Below are 20,777 nucleotides of genomic sequence, written 5' to 3'. Positions count from 1 at the left end.
GCGCCGCGTGCCCAGAGTCATTCTGAAATTTCACTGAAACCTGCCGCGGAGACAAATCCGATGAATAGCACCAGCCTGCAAACGATTCGCCTCATCGCCGTCGATCTCGACGGCCCGTTGCTGATCGACACATTCAGCCCGATCATGCACAAGCTGTGCAGCGAGTATTACCGGATCGACTACACGCGCGAACTGGAGCGCAACACCTTCTCGCGCTCGCGCGCCGAGGTGGTGGACTACCTTCGCCGGCAGATCGGCGAGCAGATGAGCGAGACCGAACGCAAGCAGAGCGACGAGGAGAGCATCGCGAGCTATTTCCGCTATCGCGACGAATACATGCGCGACCATCCGCACGGCATGAAGCCCGAGGTGCCCGCCTTCCTCGATCTGCTGACCTCGCTCGGCGTGACGGTGATCTGCTACGGCGGCCTCGACGAGGACTACATGCGCCGCGGGCTCGGCGAACAGGCCGAGCGCTTCGCCACCTACATCTGCACCAACGAGTTCCGTCCCGGCGTGCGCGAGATCGTGCGCGACTTCTACAAGCTGGCGCCGCACCAGGCCCTGTTCATCGACGACGTGAACTTCGTGGCCGAGCACGCCAAGATGCTCGGCACGCCGTTCATCGGCGTGCCGTCGAACGAGGCGTGGAGCTGGCAGAAGCACGACATGAAGGAGACCGGCGTGCGTCGCATCGTCGATTCGGTGAGCCAAATCGACCTGGCCTTGCTGCAGGAAATCGATGCCGCCGCCGTGCATGGAGGCGGCTGGTGAGCCCCGCCCGCGAGCGCCGGGGGAGGGCCACGCCATGACCGCAATGAATCGCCGCATCGTGCTCGCCTCGCGGCCGAGGCAGGCGCCCGAGGTGGGCAACTTCCGGCTGGAAGCGGTGCCGCTCGTCCAGCCGGGCGAGGATCAGGTGCTGGTCCGGCAGCATTATCTGAGCCTCGATCCGTACATGCGCGACCGGATGAGCGTATCCAAGAGCTATGCCGCGCCGCAGCCGCTCGACGAGGTGATGATCGGCGGCACGGTGGGCGAAGTGCTGGCCTCGCGCAACGCGCGTTTCAAGCCCGGCGATTTCGTGGCCGGCATGGGCGGTTGGCAGGAGTACGCGCTGCTCGACGGTGCCGAACTCGGCGGCTGGCGCCACGTCGATCCGGCACGCGCGCCGCTGTCGGCCTATCTGGGCGCGATCGGCATGCCCGGCGTGACCGCTTGGTACGGCCTCGCGCGCATCATCGCGCCGCAAGCCGGCGAGACCGTCGTGATTAGCTCCGCGGCCGGCGCGGTGGGCGGTGCCGCGGGCCAGCTGGCGCGGGCGCGCGGCGCGCGGGTAATCGGCATCGCCGGCGGTCCGAGGAAGTGCGCGTACGTGGTGGAGGAACTCGGCTTTGACGCCTGCCTCGACCATCGCCAGTACGGCGATCTCAAGTCGATGAGCGCCGCGCTGAACCGCGCCTGTCCGAACGGCATCGACGGCTATTTCGAGAACGTCGGCGGGATGCTGCTCGACGCCGTGCTGATGCGCTGCAACCCGTTCGCGCGCGTGGCGCTGTGCGGGATGATCGCCGGCTACAACGGTCAGGCGATTCCGCTCACCATGCCGCAGTTGCTGCTGATCAATCGGATCCGGCTCGAGGGCTTCATCATTGCGGATCAGGGCGACGCATGGTTCGACGCGCTCGAGGAACTCGGCGCACTGGTGGGGGCCGGCAAGCTGCGCTATCACGAGTCCGTCGCCGACGGCCTCGCGCGCGCGCCCGAGGCGTTCATCACCCTGCTCGGCGGCGGTAATCATGGCAAGCAGGTGGTGAAGCTGGTCGCTTGAGAGCGGGAACGAGTAGAGACAGGCTGCACATGGCACACACAAGCCCGCCGAGGCGGTAAGGCTGTTCAGTTGAGGTTTTTGCGAGGAAACCGGACGGTGTAGCAAGCCGGACGGGGGTAAACGGTCCGATCGCACGTGCGCTCGGACCGTTTTTTGCTGATGAGCCGTTTGAGATGCTCGCGCAGGCGTTGAAGTCATCTTGACCGCAAGCGTCGACCATCAAACAGCGCGTCTGCGACGAAATCCATACTCCAGATTTCGTTGATTGCGCTTAGAGACGGTTTCATAAAGGCTGCTCGACGCGCCGAAGGGTATTCCAGCAGATCAGGCAGCAACCGAGTTTGAGGAACGCGCCGTGAATGTCCGCACGTCGCTCGAAACGAATACGGAGGCGACGGAAGTGATGCAGCCAAGCATGCGTGCGTTCAACGACCCAGCGATATTTGCCAAGGCCGCTGCCGTGTTCGGTACGGCGCCTGGCGATCACCGGCTCAATACCGCGATTGCGCAACGCTCGTCGATGTCGCTCGGAGTCGTATCCTCGATCGGCGTAGACCACACGCGGTCTTTGCAGCGGGTGGCCTCGCAGTCCGCGAATCGGCGCAATCGCGTCAATCAGCGGCAGCAATTGCGTGACATCGTTGACGTTCGCGCCGGTCAGGATCGCGGCAAGCGGCGTGCCGTTGGCGTCGGTGACGATGTGGTGCTTGGAACCGGGTCGCGCGCGATCGGTTGGGTTTGGCCCAGTTTTTGGCCCGCCCCAACTGCGCGAATCGATGATGAATCGACAGCGGCTCGCGAGAAGTCGATTTGGTCTGCTGCGCGCAGCTTCGCGAGCAGCAGCTCGTGCAAACGGTCCCACACACCGGCAGCCTGCCAATCGCGTAGCCGTCGCCAACATGTCACGCCCGAGCCGCAACCCATCTCGGCAGGCAGATCGCGCCAGCGCAGTCCGGTCTTGAGAACGAACAAGATGCCGGTCAGCGCGGCGCGATTCGAAACCGGCAGGCGGCCCGGGTTCTTCTTGCGCCGTGGCTTGGATGGCGGCAGTAACGGCTCGATCAGTGTCCACAACTCGTCGTCGATGATTGGCTTGCCCATCTCCTCGTCTCGGTTGTTCCGATGCCTGAGGTTAACAGCTCGCCGCGAAAGTTAACAGCCCCTCGGGCCCTTTTTGAAACCGTCTCTTAGGCTAAGCCCGACGCGCCGGCGCCTAGCGGAACGCCCGCATCTGCCCCGTCATCATCTGCAGCATCTTGTTGGCGGCCACCGAGAGCTTGCGGCCCACGCGCGTGACCATGTGCGCCTCGGCGTTCTCGAGGATCGGATGCGCGATCTCGATCGCGAACAGCTCCCTGGCCTGCAGCTCGGCGGCCACCGCGAAGGCCGGCATCACCGAGATGCCGAGCCCCGACTTCACGAACTCCTTGAGGATCGCGAAGGAATTGGTGGTGACGATCGGCCCGAGCCGCACGCGCTCGGCGTATTCCACGGCCTCCATCATCTGCCGCGTGCCGTAGGACGGGTGGGTGGCCGCCAGCGGGTAGGTGGCGAGCTGCTGCACCGTCAGCACCTTGTGGCCGCGGCGCGGGAAATCCGGGCCGACGATCGCCATCATCGGCTGCCGCTTAGAGGCGCGCGACACCAGCTTGGGCTCGGTGGGCGGGTTGTAGACCAGGCCGATCTCGCCCTCGTCGTTCGAGATCTTGCGGATCACGTCGTTGGTGCTGCCCACGTCGAGGTTGACGCGGATCCCCGGGAACTGCCGGCAGAACTGCTGCATCGGCCCGGCCAGCAGGTCCGAGACGAAACCCTCGCCGAGCACCAGGCTGACCTGGCCGGTCTTGAGACCGCGCAGCTCCTGCAGGCGCGAGATCAGGTCGTCGCGGTGCGCGAGCTGCTCGCGGAAATACTCGATCACGCAGCGGCCCGCCTCGGTGGGCGTCACGCCGCGCGCGTGGCGCTCCACCAGGGTGGCGTCGAGCTCCTTCTCCAGCAGGCCGATCTGGCGGCTCACGGCCGAGGGCGCCACGTCGAGCCAGTCGGCCGCGGCGCGGATCGTGCCGCAGCGCACCGCCTCGTAGAAATAGATGATCCGGCTGTCGGTGAGGGTATCGCTCATGTGTCGAGTGTTCTAAAAAAGAGAACAATATCAATATTGGCGTGGATTGATTATACGGATCGCCGGACCGAACATCGTTGCCATGCAAGGCGGGCGCAAGCTGGCGCGCCGCCCTCGAACCAACAGTTATCGGGAGTCGTCGGATGAAAACGGTGGGCGTGATCGGTCTGGGCAACATGGGGCGCGGCATGGCCGGCTCGCTGCGGCGCGGCGACTACACGGTGCTCGGCTATGACGCGGCGCCCGGCGTGGCGCTCGCGCTGGCCGGGCAGGAGGTGCTGTCGGCGCGCGATTCGGTGGCCGAGATCGCGCGCGACGCCGACGTGCTGCTGCTCTCGCTGCCGACCTCGGCGGTGGTCGAGGCGGTGGTGCTGGGCGCGGGCGGCGTGCTCGAAAACGCCAAACCGGGCACGATCGTGATCGACACCACCACGGCGGACCCCGACAGCACGCGGCGCGTGGCGGCGGCCCTGGCCGAGCGCGGCATCGGCCTGGTCGACGGCCCGGTGAGCGGCGGCCCCAAGGGCGCGGCCACCGCCACCATGACCATGGTGCTGGGCGGCTCGGCCGCCGATATCGAGGCGGTCGAGCCGATCCTCGCGGTGATCAGCGCCAAGCGCGTGCACGTGGGCCCGGTGGGCGCCGGCCATGTCACCAAGCTGCTCAACAACCTGCTGACCGGCGTGCACCTGCTGGCCGCCAGCGAGGCGGTGCGCACCGCGCGCGCGGCCGGCGTCGATCCGGAGAAGCTGGTCGAGGCGCTGAACGGCGGCTCGGGCCGCAACAGCGCCACGCTGACCAACTACCCCACCTGGATCTTCAACGGCAAGTTCGATTCCGGCTTCACCATGAAGCTGATGCGCAAGGACGTGCGGCTCGCGCTGGGCCTGCTCGACCAGTTCGACAGCGTCGCGCCGGTGGCGCGCGAGGCGGCGCGCCTGTGGGCCGCCAGCGAGGAATACGTCGCGGACGGCGAGGACTTCAACCGCATCGTCGACTTCCTCGATCCGGCCTGAGGCCGGGCGGCCCGCGCCGCGATCGAGCCCGACGCCCGACATTCGACGATCCAGACACGGAACCCAGACATGACCCAGCACGCAGACCAGTTGCTCGCCGCCTTCGCGCATTTCTTCCCCGGCGCCGCCACCATCGGCTCCTATATCGACGGCGAACTCGTCGCCGGCCAGGGCGAGCCGATCCAGCTTTACGACGCGGCCACGGGCCAGGCCACGCTCGCCTATCGCGACGCCGGCGCGGCCGTGATCGACCACGCCGCCGAGAGCGCGCGCCGCGCGCAGCGCGAATGGTGGGCGCTCACGCATGCCGCGCGCGGCCGCGTGATGCAGGAGGTGGCGCGCGCGATCCGCGCCGAGGCCGAGGCGATCGCGCGGCTGGAGGCGCTCGGCTCGGGCAAGCCGATCCGCGACTGCCGGGGCGAAGTGGCCAGGGTCGCCGAGATGTTCGAGTACTACGCGGGCTGGACCGACAAGTTCTACGGCAGCGTGATCCCGGTGCCGAGCTCGCATCTCAACTACACGCGCCGCGAGCCGGCCGGCGTGGTGCTGCAGATCACGCCCTGGAACGCGCCGGTGTTCACCTGCGGCTGGCAGGTGGCGCCCGCGGTGGCGATGGGCAACGGCGTGCTGCTCAAGCCCTCGGAGCTGACGCCCTTCACCTCGCTGGCGGTGGCGATGCTCGGCGAGCGGGCCGGGCTGCCGCGCGGCCTGGTCAACGTGCTGGCCGGCTTCGGCCATACCGCCGGGCAGGCCGCGATCGCGCATCGCGTGGTGAGCAAGGTGGTGTTCGTCGGCTCGCCGGCCACCGGCGCGCGCATCGCCGAGGCCGCCGCGCGCCGCGTGCTGCCCTGCGTGCTGGAGCTGGGCGGCAAGTCGGCCAATATCGTGTTCGCCGATGCCGACCTCAAGCGCGCCGCGCTGACCGCCCAGGCGGCGATCTTCGCCGGCGCGGGCCAGAGTTGCGTGGCCGGCTCGCGCCTGCTGGTGCAGCGCGCCGTCTACGAGGAATTCGTCGCGATGGTGGCCGCCGGCGCGAAAAAGATCCGCGTCGGCGCGCCGCTCGACGATGCGACCGAGGTGGGCCCGATCAACAATCGCAAGCAATACGAGCACGTGATGACGATGATCGAGCGCGGCGTGGCGGCGGGTGCCACGCTCGCCGCCGGCTCGGCCGAGCGCGTCGAGCCGGGCCGCGGCGGCTACTTCGTGGCGCCCACCGTGCTGGCCGGCGTGTCGAACGCGATGGAGGTGGCGCGCACCGAGATCTTCGGGCCGGTGGTGGCCGCCATCCCGTTCGACACCGAGGAGGAGGCGATCGCGATCGCCAACGACACCGAGTTCGGCCTGGCCGGCGCGGCCTGGACTACCGACGTGGCGCGCGCGCATCGCGTGGCCGCGCAGGTGAACGCCGGCACCTTCTGGGTCAACGGCTACAAGACCATCAACGTGGCCTCGCCGTTCGGCGGCTACGGCATGAGCGGCTACGGGCGCTCGAGCGGGGTCGAGGCGCTGTACGAATACACGCAGACCAAGAGCGTCTGGGTCGAGACGGCCGAAGCGCCGCCGACCGCGTTCGGTTATCTGTAACACCGGCCCGCATCCGACGGCAGCCGGGCTTCAAGGGGAGACTTGCCATGCAACACGCACTGGGGATCGAGCGCCGCGAGCTGGGCGGCGCGGCCACCGCCAAGGTCCTGCTCTACGCGGCCGGCATCCTGCTGGTCGCCGAATGGATCGGCTCGTTTACGTTCAAGCTCGGACCGGGCAAGGTCGTGCTGCTGCCGATGATCTGGGCGCTGCTGCTGGGCGCCGCGGTGGGGCTGGCCAGCGCGCGCTGGAACAGTAGCGCGCGGCTGAGCGTGCCCGACCAGTTCTTCGCCGCCGCGATCCTGCAGCCGGCGCTGCTGCTGTTCGTCTCCAAGCTGGGGCTGATGGTGGGCAGCGCGCTGCCCAAGCTGGCCTCGGCGGGCTGGGCGCTGGCCTTCCAGGAATTCGGCCATTTCGTCGGCACCATCCTGCTCGGCCTGCCGCTCGCGCTGCTGCTCGGCATCAAGCGCGAGGCGATCGGTGCGACCTTCTCGGTGGGCCGCGAGCCGAGCCTGGCGATCATCGGCGAGAAGTACGGCATGGATTCGGCCGAGGGCCGCGGCGTGCTGGCCGAATACCTGACCGGTACCGTGTTCGGCGCGGTGTTCATCGCCGTGTTCGCGGGCTTCGTGAGCAGCCTCGGCATCTTCGATCCGCTCGCGCTGGCGATGGGCTCGGGCGTCGGCTCGGGCAGCATGATGGCGGCCGCCTCGGGCGCGATCGCCGCGCAGCAGGATCCGGAGACGGCGAAATCCGTGCTCGCCTTCGCCGCGGCCAGCAACCTGATCACCACCACCATCGGCACCTACTTCACGCTGTTCATCTCGCTGCCGCTGGCGGTGTGGGGCTATCGCGTGCTGGAGCCGCTGATCGGCCGCACCACCAAGGCCTCGGCGCAGCCCGAGACGGCCAGCCCGTCGCTGGGCGAGGTGCGCACCGAGGCGCCCACGCTCGGCTACGGCGGCAAGCTGCTGGCCTGGATCGTGACGGCCGCGATGGCGCTGGTGTGCGACTGGATCGCCCATGGCACCACGCCGCTGGTGGGGCTGCCGGGGATCGCGATCATGGTGGTGGCGACGATCGTCGGCGATGCGCTGGCGCGCGTGACGGGGCGGCGGATTCCGGCGGTCTGCTGGGTATCGGTGGTGGCGATGTTCCTGACCTCGCCGTGGAGCCCGTGGGCCTCGCAGATCGCCGCGCTCAGCTCGCACAACGATTTCCTCGGCGTGACCACGCCGATGCTGGTGTTCGCCGGGCTGTCGATCGCCAAGGACATCCCCGCTTTCCGCCGGCTCGGCTGGCGCATCGTGCTGGTGTCCTTCGTGGCGAACGCCGGCACCTTCATCGGCGCGACCCTGGTGGCGCAACTGTTCCATATCTGATGTCTCGCGTCGCGGCGGCGGGCTGCACGGGCAGGGCCGCTGCCGTTGCCGCCGTTGCCGCTGCCGCGACGCGACGACCGACAAGGGCCTTCCCATCCGCATGAAACTGATCGATTCCATCGTCGCGCACGCCGACGAGCTGACGGCGATCCGCCGCGATATCCACGCCCATCCCGAGGTCGGCTACGACGTGTTCCGCACCGCGGCGCTCGTCGCCGAGCGGCTCGAGCAATGGGGTTATGCCGTCACGCGCGGCGTCGGCCGCACCGGCGTGGTCGGCACCCTGAAGCGCGGCGGCAGCGCGCGCGCGATCGGCCTGCGCGCCGACATGGACGCGCTGCCGGTGCAGGAGGCCAATACCTTCGCGCATCGTTCGACGGTGCCCGGCGCGATGCACGCCTGCGGCCACGACGGGCACACCGCCATGCTGCTGGGGGCCGCGCGCCATCTGGCGCGGCACGGCGAGTTCGACGGCACCGTGCAGCTGTTCTTCCAGCCGGCCGAGGAAGCGGGCGGCGGCGCGCGCGCGATGATCGAGGACGGGTTGTTCGAGCGTTTCCCGGTGGATGCCGTGTTCGGGCTGCACAATTGGCCCGGCATCGCGGCCGGCGATTTCGCGGTGCGCCCGGGGCCGCTGATGGCTTCCACCAGCCTGTTCCGGATCAACCTGCGCGGCGCCGGTTGCCACGCGGCCATGCCGCACCTGGGGCGCGACCCGGTGTTCGCGGCGGGGCAGGTGCTGAGCGCGCTGCAGGGGATCGTCACGCGCAACCGCAATCCGATCGACGGCGCGGTGCTGTCGGTCACGCAGGTGCACGCGGGCGAGGCGATGAACGTGGTGCCCACCGATGCCTGGCTGGGCGGCACGGTGCGCACCTTCTCCGAGGCCACGCTCGACCTGATCGAGACGCGCATGCGCGCGGTGGTGGCCGCGACCGCCGCGGCCTTCGATTGCGAGAGCGAGGTGGATTTCCAGCGCCAGTATCCGGCGACCGTGAACGACCCCGAGCAGACGGCGCTGGCGGTGGCGGTGATGCGCGAGCTGGTGGGCGAGGCGCATGTGAACGCGGCCGTCGATCCGACCATGGCGGCGGAGGACTTTTCGTTCATGCTGCGCGAGAAGCCGGGGTGTTATGCCTTCCTCGGCAATGGCGTGGGCGATCATCGCGTGCATGGGCACGGCGGCGGGCCTTGCCTGCTGCATAACGCCAGTTACGACTTCAACGATGCCCTGCTGCCGGTGGGGGCGAGTTATTTCGTGCGGTTGGTGGAGCGGGTTTTGGGGCGGTAGGGGGCTGATTTTTTGAAGCGATCGTGGGGGGCGAGCGCCGCCTCGTTCGGGTGATGCCGAATGAGGCGGCGCGTTGTATCGGCAGTCCTTCAGTCGTTCTCGCGATGGTAATAAGGTTCGATACGAAAGCCTTCAGGCGGCTTGATGAAGAATGGGTAGAAGTTTCGTGCCAGATTCATGATGTCGGGCGGACCATGGAAAACCGCGATGTCCCAATTCCTGTCGCCAAACACGATCCAGTTCCCGTGCAAGGGCATGACGACGTATTGGTAAGAGTTGATTCCTATCGCGTCGGCCGGGCTGTCGCCGGGATTTTCCATCAATACCGAAAAGTATTCATCGTCGGTGTGGTGCTTGTTATGAACGAATCCCGGATATTTCCCAAAATGAAAATTAAAATAGCCGAACGGATCGGGTTTGAGAATGATCACAGCGAATTCGTCCGCGCCTTGGGCTGTTGTCAGAAGTCGGAGCAGCTCGAAGAATTTCTGTGTTTGCAGGTCGATAGGATCGAGATAAAGCACGTCCTTGCCAGGTTTGCCGTGCAACGATGCGACTTCCAGAATGGCTCGTTGCCAGAATGATGTAAAGATTTCACGATCGTGAATGAGTTCGATGGCGGGCATGATCAGTGGATTGAATAGAGGGTAAATGAAGCCTCCTGGGCCCTCGAGGCACGTGTTTGCATAAGCCGCTGCCAGTTCACGCATTGGCGATCCCGATATGGCGTCGGAACGCGGATCACGTGTCCGGCGCACCCTGTTCGCTCGGAGGCCGAGGATGGGGCGCGGCAGGAGGCAAGCATCGCGGCCCGGACGACACGTCCCGTCGATCCAGGCAGGGCATGGTCTTTTTTCATGCTTGTCCGCCGCTTCGGATGCGTATTGATGGAGTGACTCAGGCATCCGCACAATGCGCCCCAGGGCGGCACTGCCGGTACCAGACAGGTCAGGAACCCCTAGCTTCGCGACCTTTTAACGCGCCTCTCCCAAGCCTGGCGGGCCTCGGCGCCCCACCAGCTTTTTCCTAGCCAGCGACCACAAAAAACATCATTTCGCTATTCGTTTTCTCTGAACAGAATTCGATTCATGCCTTTGCGCGCGCGGCCATGCCGTGGGCGACAACGAAACAACAGCCTGAACCGCTTTCAGAGGAACTCGAGATGACAGTCGGGAAAACAGTCGTAGACACGCTCGTGGTGGGCGCCGGGCAGGCCGGCGTCGCGATGAGCGAACATCTGGGCCGGCTCGGCGTGCCGCATCTGGTGCTTGAGCGCGACCGGATCGCCGAGCGCTGGCGCACCGGCCGCTGGGATTCGCTGGTGGCGAACGGCCCGGCCTGGCACGACCGCTTCCCCGGGCTCGAATTCGAGGAGCTCGATCCGGACGCGTTCGCGTCGAAGGATCGCGTGGCCGACTATTTCGAGGCCTACGCGAAGAAATTCCAGGCGCCGATCCGCACCGGCGTGGAGGTGACCAAGGTGGTGCGCAACGTGGGCCGCCCCGGCTTCACGGTCGAGACCAGCGACGGCACCATCGAGGCGAGCCGTGTGGTGGTGGCCACCGGCCCGTTCCAGATCCCGGTGATTCCGCCGATCGCGCCGCAAACCAGTTCGCTCACGCAGATCCACTCGGCCGACTACCACAACCCGGCGCAACTGCCGGCGGGCGGCGTGCTGGTGGTGGGCGCCGGCTCCTCGGGCGTGCAGATCGCCGACGAACTGCAGCGCGCCGGCCGCGACGTCTACCTGTCGGTCGGCCCGCACGATCGACCGCCGCGCGCCTATCGCAACCGTGACTTCTGCTGGTGGCTCGGCGTGCTCGGCAAGTGGGACGCCGAGGCGGCCGTGCCGGGCCGCGAGCATGTGACGATCGCCGTGAGCGGCGCGCGCGGCGGCCATACCGTCGATTTCCGCCGTCTCGCGCACCAGGGCGTGAACCTGGTCGGCCTGACGAAGTCCTTCGAGGGCAATGTCGTCACCTTCCAGGACGACCTGGTCGCCAACATCGCGCGCGGCGACGAGAACTACCTGTCGCTGCTCGACGAGGCCGATGCCTATATCGAGCGCAACGGCCTCGACCTGCCGGAAGAGCCGCAAGCGCGCGTGATTCCCGCCGATCCCGCCTGCCTGAGCGAGCCGCGGCTGGAACTCGATCTCGCCGCGGCCGGCGTCACCTCGATCATCTGGGCCACCGGCTACGCCACCGACTACCGCTGGCTGCAGGTCGACGCCTTCGACGCGAAGGGCAAGCCGCGCCACCAGCGCGGCGTGTCGGTCGAGCCGGGCATCTATTTCCTCGGCCTGCCGTGGCAGTCGCGCCGCGGCTCCAGCTTCATCTGGGGCGTCTGGCACGACGCGAAGCACGTCGCCGATCACATCGCGACGCAGCGCAAGTACCTCGACTACCGCGACAGCACGCAGCGCGAAGCCGCTGAACCGGCCGACGCGGCCGCCAGCCAGGCGCAAGCCCGGAACCAGACCAGCGAAATGGGAGTGAACTGATGCCGACGCATACCCGTATCCGGATGTTCAACACCAAGGATACCTATCCGAACCAGACGCTCGACAACGACCTGTGCCAGGCCGTGCGAGCCGGCAACACCGTCTACGTGCGCGGCCAGATCGGCACCGATTTCGACGGCAACCTGGTGGGCCTGGGCGATCCGCAGGCGCAGGCCGAGCAGGCGATGAAGAACGTCAAGCAACTGCTGGAGGAAGCCGGCAGCGATCTCTCGCACATCGTCAAGACCACCACCTACCTGATCGACCCGCGCTATCGCGAGCCCGTCTACCAGGAAGTGGGCAAGTGGTTGAAGGGCGTGCATCCGATCTCGACGGGGCTGGTGGTGAGCGCCCTGGGCCAGCCGCAATGGCTGATGGAGATCGACGTGATCGCGGTGATCCCCGACAGCTGGACGCCGCCCGCCGCGGCCTGAGCGGGAACGCTCAGCGCGGCCCCTCAGCGCGAACCCATACGAAGCCGCGGCAACGCGGCTTCCCGAATCAAGATTTCGAGGTACATCCATGAGCCAACCGACGCATACCCGTATCCGGATGTTCAATACCAAGGATACCTACCCGAACCAGACGCTCGACAACGACCTGTGCCAGGCCGTGCGGGCCGGCAATACCGTCTACGTGCGCGGCCAGGTCGGCACCGACTTCGACGGCAAGCTGGTGGGCTTGGGCGACCCGCGCGCGCAGGCCGAGCAGGCCATGAAGAACGTCAAGCAACTGCTGGAGGAAGCCGGCAGCGACCTCTCGCACATCGTCAAGACCACCACCTTCCTGATCGACCCGCGCTATCGCGAGCCGGTCTACCAGGAAGTGGGCAAGTGGCTCAAGGGCGTGTTCCCGATCTCGACGGGGCTGGTGGTGAGTGCCCTGGGCCAGCCGCAATGGCTGATGGAAATCGACGTGATCGCCGTGATCCCCGACAACTGGACGCCGCAACCGGCCTGAACTAGGCCAAGGAGCCGAACATGACTTTCTCGATCGTCGGACGATGTCAGGAAACCGGGCAGCTCGGCATCGCGATCAGCTCGTCGAGCATCGCGGTGGGCGCGCGCTGCCCCTGGGTGCGCGCGGGCGTGGGCGCGGTGGCCACGCAGAACGTCACGCTGCCGGCGCTGGGTCCGCAGATCCTCGACCTGCTCGAGGCCGGCCAGCTCGATCCGGCCGCCGCGCTCGATCGCGCGCTGTCGGCGAACGGCTGGAGCCAGTATCGCCAGGTGACGGTGATCGACGGGCAGGGCCGCACCGCGCTGTTCAGCGGCAAGGAATCGCTGGGCCTCTATCACGCGGTGGCGGGCGAGCAGTGCGTGGCCGCCGGCAACCTGCTCTCGCACCAGAAGGTGATCGAGGCGATGGTGCCGGCCTTCGAGGAGGCGCCCGGCATGCTCGCCGACCGGCTGCTGGCCGCCATGCAGGCCGCGATGGCCGCGGGCGGCGAGGCCGGCCCGGTGCATTCGGCGGCGCTCAAGGTGGTCGGCGACGTGGTCTGGCCGATCATCGACCTGCGCGTGGATTGGGCCGACGAAGATCCGATCGGCCAGCTCGCCGGCCTCTGGCAGGCCTACCAGCCGCAGATGGCCGACTACCTGACGCGCGCGATCAACCCGACCGCGGCGCCGAGCTATGGCGTGCCCGGCGATGAGTGAGATCGCCTCCATGCCCGCGGCGGCGGGCCGCCTCGGCAGCCGCGAGCTGCTCGGGAAGCTGATCGGCTTCGCCACGGTCAGCCGCGATTCGAACCTGGCGCTGATCGAGTTTGTCCGCGACTACCTGACGAGTTTCGGCGTCGAGAGCGAGCTGTTCTACAACGACGAGCGCAGCAAGGCGAACCTGTTCGCCACCATCGGCCCGCGCGATCGCGGCGGCGTGGTGCTGTCGGGCCATACCGACGTGGTGCCGGTGGACGGCCAGGCCTGGAGCGTCGAGCCGTTCCGCATGAGCGAGCACGACGGCAAGCTGTATGGGCGCGGCACGGCCGACATGAAGGGCTTCCTCGCCTCGGTGCTGGCGGCCGTGCCTGCCTTCGTCGAGCGCGCGCACGAAATCTCGATGCCCGTGCATCTGGCCTTCTCGTACGACGAGGAGGTCGGTTGCCTCGGCGTTCGGCCGATGCTGGCCGAGCTCGAGCGGCGCGAGCCGCGCCCGCGCCTGTGCCTGATCGGCGAGCCGACCGAGCTGAAGCCGGTGCTGGGCCACAAGGGCAAGCTGGCGATGCGCTGCCACGTGAAGGGCGCCGCCTGCCATTCCGCCTATGCGCCGTATGGCGTCAACGCGATCGAATACGCGGCCCGGCTGATCGGCCAGCTCGGCGAGATCGGTCGTCGCCTGGCCGAGCCCGAGCATCACGACGCGCGTTTCGATCCGCCGTTCTCGACCGTGCAGACGGGCGTGATCAAGGGCGGCCGCGCGCTGAACATCGTGCCGGCCGAATGCGAGTTCGACTTCGAGGTGCGTGCGCTGCCCGACTACGACGCGCAGGAAGTGGCCGACGATCTGCGTGCCTATGCCGACGCCGAGCTGCTGCCGAGGATGCAGGCGGTGCAGCCCGATACGGATATCCGCTTCCAGCCGCTGAGCGCGTATCCGGGGCTGGCGACCCCGCCGGCCAGCGAGGCCGCGCAACTGCTGGCGCTGCTGTCGGGCTCGACCGAGTTCGGCACGGTGGCGTTCGGCACCGAGGGCGGCCTGTTCGAGCGCGCCGGGATCCCGACCGTGGTTTGCGGCCCCGGCAGCATGGACCAGGGGCACAAACCCGACGAGTTCGTCAGCCTCGAGCAGCTGCAGCGCTGCGACGCGATGCTGGCCCGTTTGGTCGAGCACCTGACGACGGTCTGAAACGACGAACGGCCCGCATGCAAATGCGGGCCGTCTGCCTTGGTCGACCCACGCCTGAAACTTGCTTGGGCGGCATGCTGACCGGCAGCAAAATTCGCAGCGGCCGACCTATTGCACCTGCGAAGTAGGGCGAATGACGATCTCGTTGACGTCGACATTGGCCGGTTGTTCGATCACGTAAGCAATCGCGTTCGCCACCGCGCCGACGGGAATGGCTTTCCTGTACAGCTCGATGATGCGGCTGGACTCGCTGCCGGTGGTTTTGTTCTGCATGCCGCTGTCCACCGCGCCCGGCGAGATGGTGGTCACGCGAATCGCCTCGCCGACTTCCGATCTCAGCCCCTCCGAAATGGCTCGGACCGCGAATTTCGAGCCGGAATGGACCGCGCCGCCCGGCGAGAACACCTTGACGCCGGCCACCGATCCCATGTTGATGAAATGGCCGGACTGCTGCGCTTGAAAGACCGGCAGCGCCGCGGCGATGCCCCAGAGTACCGACTTGATGTTGAGGTCGATGGTGGTCTCCCACTCGGCGGTGTTCAACTCCGCCATCGGCCTGATGTACATGACGCCGGCGCAGCCCACCAGCACGTCCAGCCTGCCGAAGTCGGCGACCACCGAGTCGACCATCGTCTTGACCTGGTCCCTGTCGGTGGCGTCGACGCGATATCCCTTGACATCCCCGCCGGCCTCGGCGATCGATTCGACGACCGCGGCGAGCCGCGCCTCGTGCAGGTCGGCGATCGCCATGCGGGCGCCCCGGGATGCGAGTAGCCGTGCCGACGCCGCGCCGATGCCGCCTGCGCCGCCGATGATCAAGACGACTTTGTTTTCGATGCCTTCGTTCAAGTTGACCTCTGCTGGAATCAGGAAAATGTTTCGGTGCGTTGCCTGCGTTCACCACTCGAATCGGGTGGGCTTGCCGCGCTCGAGCGCGGTGAGACGGGTGCCGACACCGAGCGCCTGGAACACCGCCGCGAGTTCGTCGGCGTTTTCCGTGTTGTGCCGCCAGCCTTCGTTGTGGACCGCGAGAATCGACGCATTCGGAAACGCATGCGCGGCCGCGAGCGCGTCGTTGCTGTCCATGGTCATTTGAAATCGGCCGCGAGGTTCGGCGGCGCCGGTAAACAGGATGACCAGCTTCGGGGAATATCGCTTGGCGATATCGGCCGTGCCCTCATACCAGACCGTGTCTCCGGTCACGTAGATGGCGTCGCCGGGTTCGTTCTCGCCGATCAGGAAGCCAATGACATCGCCGGAAAGCGGCTCGATGCCGACTGGCCCATGGCGGGCCGGGGTGCCAGTGATGTAAAGGCTCTGACCGTCCGGACCGTGCAGCTTGGTCGTTTCGTGCGGGGCGAGGCCGACAGCGTTGCCTTGCAGGCGCTGCTCGCCGGACTGGGTCGTGTAAGCGACCTCGACGGACGGGAGCATGGCGCGCCCGGCGTTGTCCAGATTGTCGAAGTGGTGATCGTGGCTGAGCAGGATCGCGTCGACTCGACCGATTTGCTCGGGCGACAGTGCGGGGCCGGTGGTTTTGTGAAATTCGATCGGCTTGTCCTTGTAGGGGTTGTAGATCCCCGGGGGATCGAATGTCGGATCGGTCAGCAGGCGAAATCCGCCGATTTCGATCACCACGGTCGGGCCGCCGATCAAGGTGATGTTTGTGGTTGTCATGGGTTGCTCCTTCAACTCGATTTCGAGGGCGCGGCACCTGCGTGCCTGATGAACCGCGATGGATGAACGCAAGTCGTCCTGCGCAGTGACGCCAGGCGATCGTGTTCGTCGCTACGCCGCGACTCGATGCCATCCTAAGCAACGGTGTGTCGTTTCGAAATTCCCCAATCTCGAACAATGGCTGATCGATTTCGTGCAGCCTCGAAGCGATCGCTTTTCTGGCCCGTGCTGCCTGGTCATTCCTGCATGGCCGCCAAACGCTTCATCGTGGATGCAAAGGTCGCGCCGGCGTTTCTGGCGAAATTCACCGAGGCGTTCGAGCGGGTCGTGATAGGCGACCCCATGGATGAAAGGACGACGCTCGGGCCGCTTTCGTCGATCGCGGCTCGCGACAATCTCGCCGGCCAGGTCGAACGTGCCGTCGCACACGGCGCTCGCGTCCACCTGGGTGGTCGCGCCGTGTCGGGGCCGGGCGCCTTCTATGAGCCGACGATCCTGACCGGGGTGCGCCGCGACAACCCGGCCTATTTCGAAGAATTTTTTGGACCGGTCGCCCAGATCTACGTTGTGAATGGCGACGAGGAAGCGGTCGCGCTGGCCAACGACTCACGATACGGCCTCGCGAGCTCGATCTTCTCGACCGACATCGATCGCGCGAAACGGGTGGGAGCGCGGATCGAAACCGGCGCGGTGTGGATCAACACGATGACGAGCTCCGCGCCCGAGCTGCCCTTTGGCGGCGTGAAGCGCTCCGGCTATGGTCGAGAACTGTCCGAACTCGGAATCAGGGAGTTCATCAACCACAAGTTGGTCCTTGTCGGCAAGGCGGCCTGACAATGGCGGCGGCGCCGGATACCATGGCTTGTCGCTGCACGTCGAGCTGGTCGACGCCGGTGCCGCACTTGTTACCGCGCCCTCACCCCCGCGACACCGAACTCAACTCCGTCAACCTTTCCCGGCAGAAATCCACGAACAACTGCGCCGGCTTGGTCAACTGTCCGCGCTTGAGACGCGCGCTCACCAGCCCCGAGCGCGCCACCGGTTCGCTGATGTCGATCGTCACCACCTTCTTGCCGTCGTAGGTGCATTCCGAATGCGGGCGCGTGACCAGCAGCGAGAAGCCGAAGCCCTGGCCGACCATGCCGCGCACCATCTCGATCGAGGGCGAGCCGAACACGATGTTGGGCGTGAGGCCGAGCGCATGGAACAGGCTCACGAAGTAGGTACGGCTCGGCTGCACGTCGAGCAGGATCATCGGCTCGACGCTGAGGTCGCGCAGCGACACCTGCGACTGCCCGGCGAAGCGATGATTCTCGGGCAGCAGCACATAGGGCTTCTGCGCCGGCATCAGCGGCTCGGTCTCGATGGTGCCGTCGAGTTCGTGGTCGTAGAGGAAGGCGACATCGAAGGTGCCGGCGGTGAGCCCTTGCACCAGCTCCTGCTGCTCGCCGTCGCGGATCCGGATGTTGACGCCGGGGTACAGCTCGCGAAAGCCCGCGATCAGTTGCGGCAGGTACAGGGGCGCCACGGTCTCGAAGCAGCCGATGTCGATCTGCCCCGTCACCACGTCGTTGTCGGCCAGCGCGTTCTGCTCGAACTCGTGCGCCATGCGCAGCAGTTCCTGGGCCTTGCGATAGAAGCGCGTGCCGCTCGGCGTGAGCGACACGCCCTGCGCATGGTGGCGGATGAAGAGCTTCACGCCGAAGCTCTCCTCCAGGCCCTTGATCGCGTTCGAGATCGAGGGCTGGGCGATGAAGAGCTGGCGCGAGGCCTCGGCCACGCTGCCGGCCTCGACCGTCGTCACGAAATACTTCAGTTGTCTCAGTGTATAGAAGGCCACGGGTACCCCTGCTGCTGCGCCGATCCAGTCGGCACCTTACCGCATGACGGGCGCCCGCGTGCGGGCCGCCAGCCGATATTTATCCTATCCCGCGAACATAATTTTTATTTCCTGGCGTCGCCGCCTGGGCCCGGCGAGGCTACTGGGCGGTCGGCCGCAGCCGCGAGGTGTCGTAGCCCAGGGCGGCGGCGCGCTCGAACAGCATGCGCCGGAGCTGGGCCGAAGGACGCGCCTCGCGCGTCAGGATCCAGAGGAAGCGGCCCGAAGGTTCGCCGACGATCGACCAGGTGTAGTCGTCGGCGTGATCGAGCACCCAGTAGTTGCCGACGTAGAACGGTCCCCAGAACGACACTTTCAGCTTCGCGCCCCGGCTGTCGGGAACCCGCTTGGCACGGCCCAGCGATTCGCGCGCCGGCCCGTCGGGCGCGCCTTGCCGGCAGGCGTTGCGCACCTCGATCAGGCCGTCGGCCCGCAGCGAATAGTCGGCGGTGACGCCTTCGCAGCCGCGCTCGAAACGGTTCTCGTAGCGCGCCAGCTCGAACCAGCGCCCCAGGTAGCGCTCGAGTTCGACTTCCTTGGCTGGCTCGGGCACCTTCGCGTTGCCCTTGGGGCCGCCGGCGAGCGCGGCGCATCCGGCCAGCACCGCGACGGCCGCGATGAAAAGAGCCCAGCTTCCATAAGTACCGAGAATTCCAGCTTTCATGTGTGCTCCAGGGGAAAAGGGGAATACCGAGGCAAGGGCGCGAAGCCTGCCGCGCTCAGGCGCCGGGCTTGGCCCGTGCACCGCGCGCCGGCGGCGCCTCGCCGTCCCCGAAGAAGCCCCGCTCGCGCGCCCAGACGATGGCTTCCGTTCGGCTGTGCACGTCCAGCTTGCCGTAGATCGTCGCCACGTGGTTGCGCACCGTATTGGGCGACAAATTCAGCTTGATTGCGATCTCCTTGTCGGCCAGGCCGCGGCACAGCAGGTCGAACACCTCGCGCTCGCGCCCCGTCAGGTCCGACAACTGGGCGCCGGCATCGGGCGAGTTGGTGCGGCGCACGTTGGCGAGCTTCTCGATCAGCATGCGGCTGAACCAGGACGCGTCCTGCATCGCCGTCTCGATGGCCAGCACCATTTCCGTCTCGCTGCGCTTGCGATCGCTGATGTCGAGCAGGGCGAACAGGATGCAGTCCTGATCGTGGATGCTGACCGAATCGGCGGAGATCAGGCAGTCGCGCACCTCGCCGTCATGGCTGCGGATCTGGATGTCGACGTTCAGCAGCCGGCTGTCGCGCGTGAGCAGGGCGGCGGCATGCCCGAAGGCGTCCACGTCCACCCACAGGCCGATGCTCGAGACCGACTTGCCGCGGATCTCGTCGAGCGGATAACCGGTCAGCGCGATGAAGGCGTCGTTCACGTCGAGCATCTCGAAGCGCTCGGCGGTGACGATCGCGGTGGCCACGGGCGCGACGCGGAACGCCTTGGCGAAGCGCTCCTCGCTCTGCCGCAAGGCGTGCTCGGCCTGCTTGCGTGGTTCGAGGTCCATGAAGGTGAACAGCATGCAGGGCTCCTCGCCGATGTCGATCGGCTGCCCGGCCACCACCACCGCCTTGGTGCCGCCTTGCGGCAGCTTGAGCACGGCTTCCATCTGCGGGATGGTCGCACCCTCGCCGAGGCGCTCGATCGCCAGTTCGCGGCGCTCGGCGTTCTCCAGCACGTCGACCTCGTAGACGGTGCGATCGAGCACGTCGTCGCGCTGGTAGCCCGTCATGTCGAGAAAACCCTGGTTGACCTTGACGTAGCGGATGTCGCTGAGCCGGCAGATCACGGCGGGCGCCGGATTCGCGTTGAAGGTCCGCTCGAAGCGCTGCTCCGCGCTGGCCAGCTCGGTGGCGTCGTGCAGCACCAGCGCGAGGCAATCGGGCTCGCCCGCCGAGTTGGTCAGCACCAGGCTGCGGATCCGGTGCACCCAGCTCTGCTCCTCGTCGTCGGCGCGGAACACTTCCACGGTCACGTCGCTGAATTCCTCGCCGGAGATCACGCGGTCCATCGGGTAATGGCCTGCTTGCACCGGATGATTGTTCCGGTAGCGCAGCCGGAAGCGCTCGCGGTATTCGGTGACGTTCGCGCCGAGTTCGTCGAGCGTGTGTACCCCGTGCATCTCCAGCGCGGCGTCGTTGGCCCAGACGATGCGCTGGTCCGGCTCGACCAGGATCACGCCCTCGGTGAGCCCGGCGATGATCTGGTGCAACTGGCGCCGGTCGGTATGCGATTTGAGCGCCTGCTCTTCGTTAACGGCTTCGTTCATGGCTGGTGTTCCGGATGACGTGCCGGGTCGTTCCGGCGTGGCTCGGGCGGGTTGCCCGGGCGGCGGCGTGCCTGCGGAATCTTCGCCGGCGGGCGGTCGCCATGCAAGGGACGGATGCACCGGGTGGGGTAGTGCATTCATACCGTGGCGTCACCAGGCAGGCGGCCGCGCGCCCCGGACACGCCCGAAACACGGTGCTCTGGCCGGCTGGCAGGCGTTCCAGCCTGCCTCGCGCGAGGCAGGCTGGATAGGCCAAACATACTAGTCCAACTGGTCAATTTCTACGGAGACGGGCCGATCCGTGCCTCGCTAAAGTGGCCGGCATCGGATTCGCGATCCGGCCCATGCCGGCCGGCGCGACCGAGCGGGGCACGCGCCCCGCGCCCGTCGGTC

20 protein-coding genes are annotated in these 20,777 nt (G+C 67.0%); 12 read left to right on the top strand and 8 right to left on the bottom strand.

The features are described 5' to 3' along the window. Positions 1–60 precede the first annotated feature (60 nt). Positions 61–774: an HAD family hydrolase gene (locus BM43_RS11840; RefSeq protein WP_036055454.1), complete on the top strand. Its 714-nt coding sequence runs from the start codon at positions 61–63 to the stop codon at positions 772–774. Positions 775–808: 34 nt separating this feature from the next. Beyond that, positions 809–1,831, top strand: a complete 1,023-nt coding sequence (locus BM43_RS11835; RefSeq protein ID WP_042287319.1) for an NADP-dependent oxidoreductase — start codon at positions 809–811, stop codon at positions 1,829–1,831. A 283-nt stretch (positions 1,832–2,114) separates the two neighbouring features. Here the strand turns inward: BM43_RS11835 and BM43_RS38585 are convergent. Further along, positions 2,115–2,932, bottom strand: a protein-coding gene (locus BM43_RS38585) for an IS5 family transposase (protein WP_088555423.1) whose coding sequence is annotated in 2 segments (ribosomal slippage) — positions 2,115–2,584 and positions 2,584–2,932 — 819 coding nt in all. Because the reading frame shifts where the segments join, the coding sequence is not laid out codon by codon here. 112 nt (positions 2,933–3,044) lie between these two features. Next, positions 3,045–3,953, bottom strand: coding sequence for a LysR family transcriptional regulator (locus BM43_RS11830; RefSeq protein ID WP_025099964.1), 909 nt, complete (start codon positions 3,951–3,953; stop codon positions 3,045–3,047). A 143-nt stretch (positions 3,954–4,096) separates the two neighbouring features. Here BM43_RS11830 and BM43_RS11825 point away from each other — a divergent pair, with 143 nt between their 5' ends. The 4 genes from BM43_RS11825 to BM43_RS11810 all read left to right on the top strand — a co-directional run bounded on the left by BM43_RS11825 (position 4,097) and on the right by BM43_RS11810 (position 9,229). Next, complete coding sequence (locus tag BM43_RS11825; protein WP_036040212.1) at positions 4,097–4,969, top strand: NAD(P)-dependent oxidoreductase; 873 nt, start codon at positions 4,097–4,099, stop codon at positions 4,967–4,969. 69 nt (positions 4,970–5,038) lie between these two features. Further along, positions 5,039–6,556, top strand: coding sequence for an aldehyde dehydrogenase family protein (locus BM43_RS11820; protein WP_036055456.1), 1,518 nt, complete (start codon positions 5,039–5,041; stop codon positions 6,554–6,556). A 47-nt stretch (positions 6,557–6,603) separates the two neighbouring features. Further along, positions 6,604–7,938 (top strand): DUF3100 domain-containing protein, encoded by a 1,335-nt coding sequence (locus BM43_RS11815; RefSeq protein ID WP_017919203.1) that lies wholly within the window; start codon positions 6,604–6,606, stop codon positions 7,936–7,938. A 100-nt stretch (positions 7,939–8,038) separates the two neighbouring features. Next, complete coding sequence (locus BM43_RS11810; RefSeq protein ID WP_036055457.1) at positions 8,039–9,229, top strand: M20 aminoacylase family protein; 1,191 nt, start codon at positions 8,039–8,041, stop codon at positions 9,227–9,229. An 89-nt stretch (positions 9,230–9,318) separates the two neighbouring features. Here BM43_RS11810 and BM43_RS11805 read toward each other — a convergent pair whose 3' ends face one another. Beyond that, the gene (locus BM43_RS11805; protein WP_230676402.1) at positions 9,319–10,134 is read right to left on the bottom strand and encodes a hypothetical protein; all 816 of its coding nucleotides are present in this window, start codon (positions 10,132–10,134) and stop codon (positions 9,319–9,321) included. A 257-nt stretch (positions 10,135–10,391) separates the two neighbouring features. Here BM43_RS11805 and BM43_RS11800 point away from each other — a divergent pair, with 257 nt between their 5' ends. The 5 genes from BM43_RS11800 to argE all read left to right on the top strand — a co-directional run bounded on the left by BM43_RS11800 (position 10,392) and on the right by argE (position 14,579). Further along, on the top strand, positions 10,392–11,732 hold the full coding sequence (locus BM43_RS11800) for a flavin-containing monooxygenase (RefSeq protein WP_036055459.1): 1,341 nt from the start codon (positions 10,392–10,394) through the stop codon (positions 11,730–11,732). Continuing rightward, positions 11,732–12,166 carry a RidA family protein gene (locus BM43_RS11795; RefSeq protein ID WP_036055460.1) on the top strand — a complete coding sequence of 145 codons (435 nt, stop codon included), beginning with the start codon at positions 11,732–11,734 and terminating at the stop codon, positions 12,164–12,166. Before BM43_RS11800 ends, BM43_RS11795 begins: the two co-directional genes overlap by 1 nt. A gap of 88 nt (positions 12,167–12,254) precedes the next feature. Next, positions 12,255–12,692 carry a RidA family protein gene (locus BM43_RS11790; RefSeq protein WP_013691298.1) on the top strand — a complete coding sequence of 146 codons (438 nt, stop codon included), beginning with the start codon at positions 12,255–12,257 and terminating at the stop codon, positions 12,690–12,692. Between the two features lie 20 nt (positions 12,693–12,712). After that, on the top strand, positions 12,713–13,390 hold the full coding sequence (locus tag BM43_RS11785; protein WP_036055461.1) for a DUF1028 domain-containing protein: 678 nt from the start codon (positions 12,713–12,715) through the stop codon (positions 13,388–13,390). After that, positions 13,383–14,579 (top strand): acetylornithine deacetylase, encoded by a 1,197-nt coding sequence (argE, locus tag BM43_RS11780; protein WP_230676403.1) that lies wholly within the window; start codon positions 13,383–13,385, stop codon positions 14,577–14,579. Before BM43_RS11785 ends, argE begins: the two co-directional genes overlap by 8 nt. Positions 14,580–14,687: 108 nt before the next feature. Here argE and BM43_RS11775 read toward each other — a convergent pair whose 3' ends face one another. Both BM43_RS11775 and BM43_RS11770 read right to left on the bottom strand, forming a co-directional pair. Beyond that, the gene (locus BM43_RS11775) at positions 14,688–15,428 is read right to left on the bottom strand and encodes an SDR family oxidoreductase (RefSeq protein ID WP_036055462.1); all 741 of its coding nucleotides are present in this window, start codon (positions 15,426–15,428) and stop codon (positions 14,688–14,690) included. 48 nt (positions 15,429–15,476) lie between these two features. Next, positions 15,477–16,256 (bottom strand): MBL fold metallo-hydrolase, encoded by a 780-nt coding sequence (locus BM43_RS11770; protein ID WP_036055463.1) that lies wholly within the window; start codon positions 16,254–16,256, stop codon positions 15,477–15,479. 177 nt (positions 16,257–16,433) lie between these two features. Between BM43_RS11770 and BM43_RS11765 the strand changes: the two genes are divergently transcribed. Further along, a complete protein-coding gene (locus tag BM43_RS11765; protein WP_080741976.1) occupies positions 16,434–17,090 on the top strand; it encodes an aldehyde dehydrogenase family protein in 657 nt (218 codons plus the stop codon). 82 nt (positions 17,091–17,172) lie between these two features. Here BM43_RS11765 and BM43_RS11760 read toward each other — a convergent pair whose 3' ends face one another. The 3 genes from BM43_RS11760 to BM43_RS11750 all read right to left on the bottom strand — a co-directional run bounded on the left by BM43_RS11760 (position 17,173) and on the right by BM43_RS11750 (position 20,384). Next, positions 17,173–18,096, bottom strand: a complete 924-nt coding sequence (locus tag BM43_RS11760) for a LysR family transcriptional regulator (RefSeq protein ID WP_036055464.1) — start codon at positions 18,094–18,096, stop codon at positions 17,173–17,175. Between the two features lie 139 nt (positions 18,097–18,235). After that, complete coding sequence (locus BM43_RS11755; protein ID WP_036055465.1) at positions 18,236–18,799, bottom strand: lipocalin family protein; 564 nt, start codon at positions 18,797–18,799, stop codon at positions 18,236–18,238. A gap of 55 nt (positions 18,800–18,854) precedes the next feature. Continuing rightward, positions 18,855–20,384: a helix-turn-helix transcriptional regulator gene (locus BM43_RS11750; RefSeq protein WP_036055466.1), complete on the bottom strand. Its 1,530-nt coding sequence runs from the start codon at positions 20,382–20,384 to the stop codon at positions 18,855–18,857. Positions 20,385–20,777: the final 393 nt, after the last annotated feature.

This window comes from Burkholderia gladioli, from assembly GCF_000959725.1.
GTDB lineage: Bacteria > Pseudomonadota > Gammaproteobacteria > Burkholderiales > Burkholderiaceae > Burkholderia > Burkholderia gladioli.
The sequence above is the reverse complement of the archived record's forward strand: the minus strand, read 5'-3'. Positions and strand labels throughout refer to the sequence as shown.

What these genes read in the sequence shown, in the direction of transcription:
- BM43_RS11825 (WP_036040212.1), top strand. Translation starts at nt 4,097, where the DNA reads ATGAAAACGGTGGGCGTGATCGGTCTGGGCAACATGGGGCGCGGCATG.
- BM43_RS11765 (WP_080741976.1), top strand. Translation starts at nt 16,434, where the DNA reads ATGGCTGATCGATTTCGTGCAGCCTCGAAGCGATCGCTTTTCTGGCCC.
- BM43_RS11810 (WP_036055457.1), top strand. Translation starts at nt 8,039, where the DNA reads ATGAAACTGATCGATTCCATCGTCGCGCACGCCGACGAGCTGACGGCG.
- BM43_RS11800 (WP_036055459.1), top strand. Translation starts at nt 10,392, where the DNA reads ATGACAGTCGGGAAAACAGTCGTAGACACGCTCGTGGTGGGCGCCGGG.
- BM43_RS11830 (WP_025099964.1), bottom strand. Translation starts at nt 3,953, where the DNA reads ATGAGCGATACCCTCACCGACAGCCGGATCATCTATTTCTACGAGGCG.
- BM43_RS11835 (WP_042287319.1), top strand. Translation starts at nt 809, where the DNA reads ATGACCGCAATGAATCGCCGCATCGTGCTCGCCTCGCGGCCGAGGCAG.
- BM43_RS11755 (WP_036055465.1), bottom strand. Translation starts at nt 18,799, where the DNA reads ATGAAAGCTGGAATTCTCGGTACTTATGGAAGCTGGGCTCTTTTCATC.
- BM43_RS11750 (WP_036055466.1), bottom strand. Translation starts at nt 20,384, where the DNA reads ATGAACGAAGCCGTTAACGAAGAGCAGGCGCTCAAATCGCATACCGAC.
- BM43_RS11815 (WP_017919203.1), top strand. Translation starts at nt 6,604, where the DNA reads ATGCAACACGCACTGGGGATCGAGCGCCGCGAGCTGGGCGGCGCGGCC.
- BM43_RS11770 (WP_036055463.1), bottom strand. Translation starts at nt 16,256, where the DNA reads ATGACAACCACAAACATCACCTTGATCGGCGGCCCGACCGTGGTGATC.
- BM43_RS11805 (WP_230676402.1), bottom strand. Translation starts at nt 10,134, where the DNA reads ATGCCTGAGTCACTCCATCAATACGCATCCGAAGCGGCGGACAAGCAT.
- BM43_RS11820 (WP_036055456.1), top strand. Translation starts at nt 5,039, where the DNA reads ATGACCCAGCACGCAGACCAGTTGCTCGCCGCCTTCGCGCATTTCTTC.
- BM43_RS11840 (WP_036055454.1), top strand. Translation starts at nt 61, where the DNA reads ATGAATAGCACCAGCCTGCAAACGATTCGCCTCATCGCCGTCGATCTC.
- BM43_RS11785 (WP_036055461.1), top strand. Translation starts at nt 12,713, where the DNA reads ATGACTTTCTCGATCGTCGGACGATGTCAGGAAACCGGGCAGCTCGGC.
- BM43_RS11790 (WP_013691298.1), top strand. Translation starts at nt 12,255, where the DNA reads ATGAGCCAACCGACGCATACCCGTATCCGGATGTTCAATACCAAGGAT.
- argE (WP_230676403.1), top strand. Translation starts at nt 13,383, where the DNA reads ATGAGTGAGATCGCCTCCATGCCCGCGGCGGCGGGCCGCCTCGGCAGC.
- BM43_RS11795 (WP_036055460.1), top strand. Translation starts at nt 11,732, where the DNA reads ATGCCGACGCATACCCGTATCCGGATGTTCAACACCAAGGATACCTAT.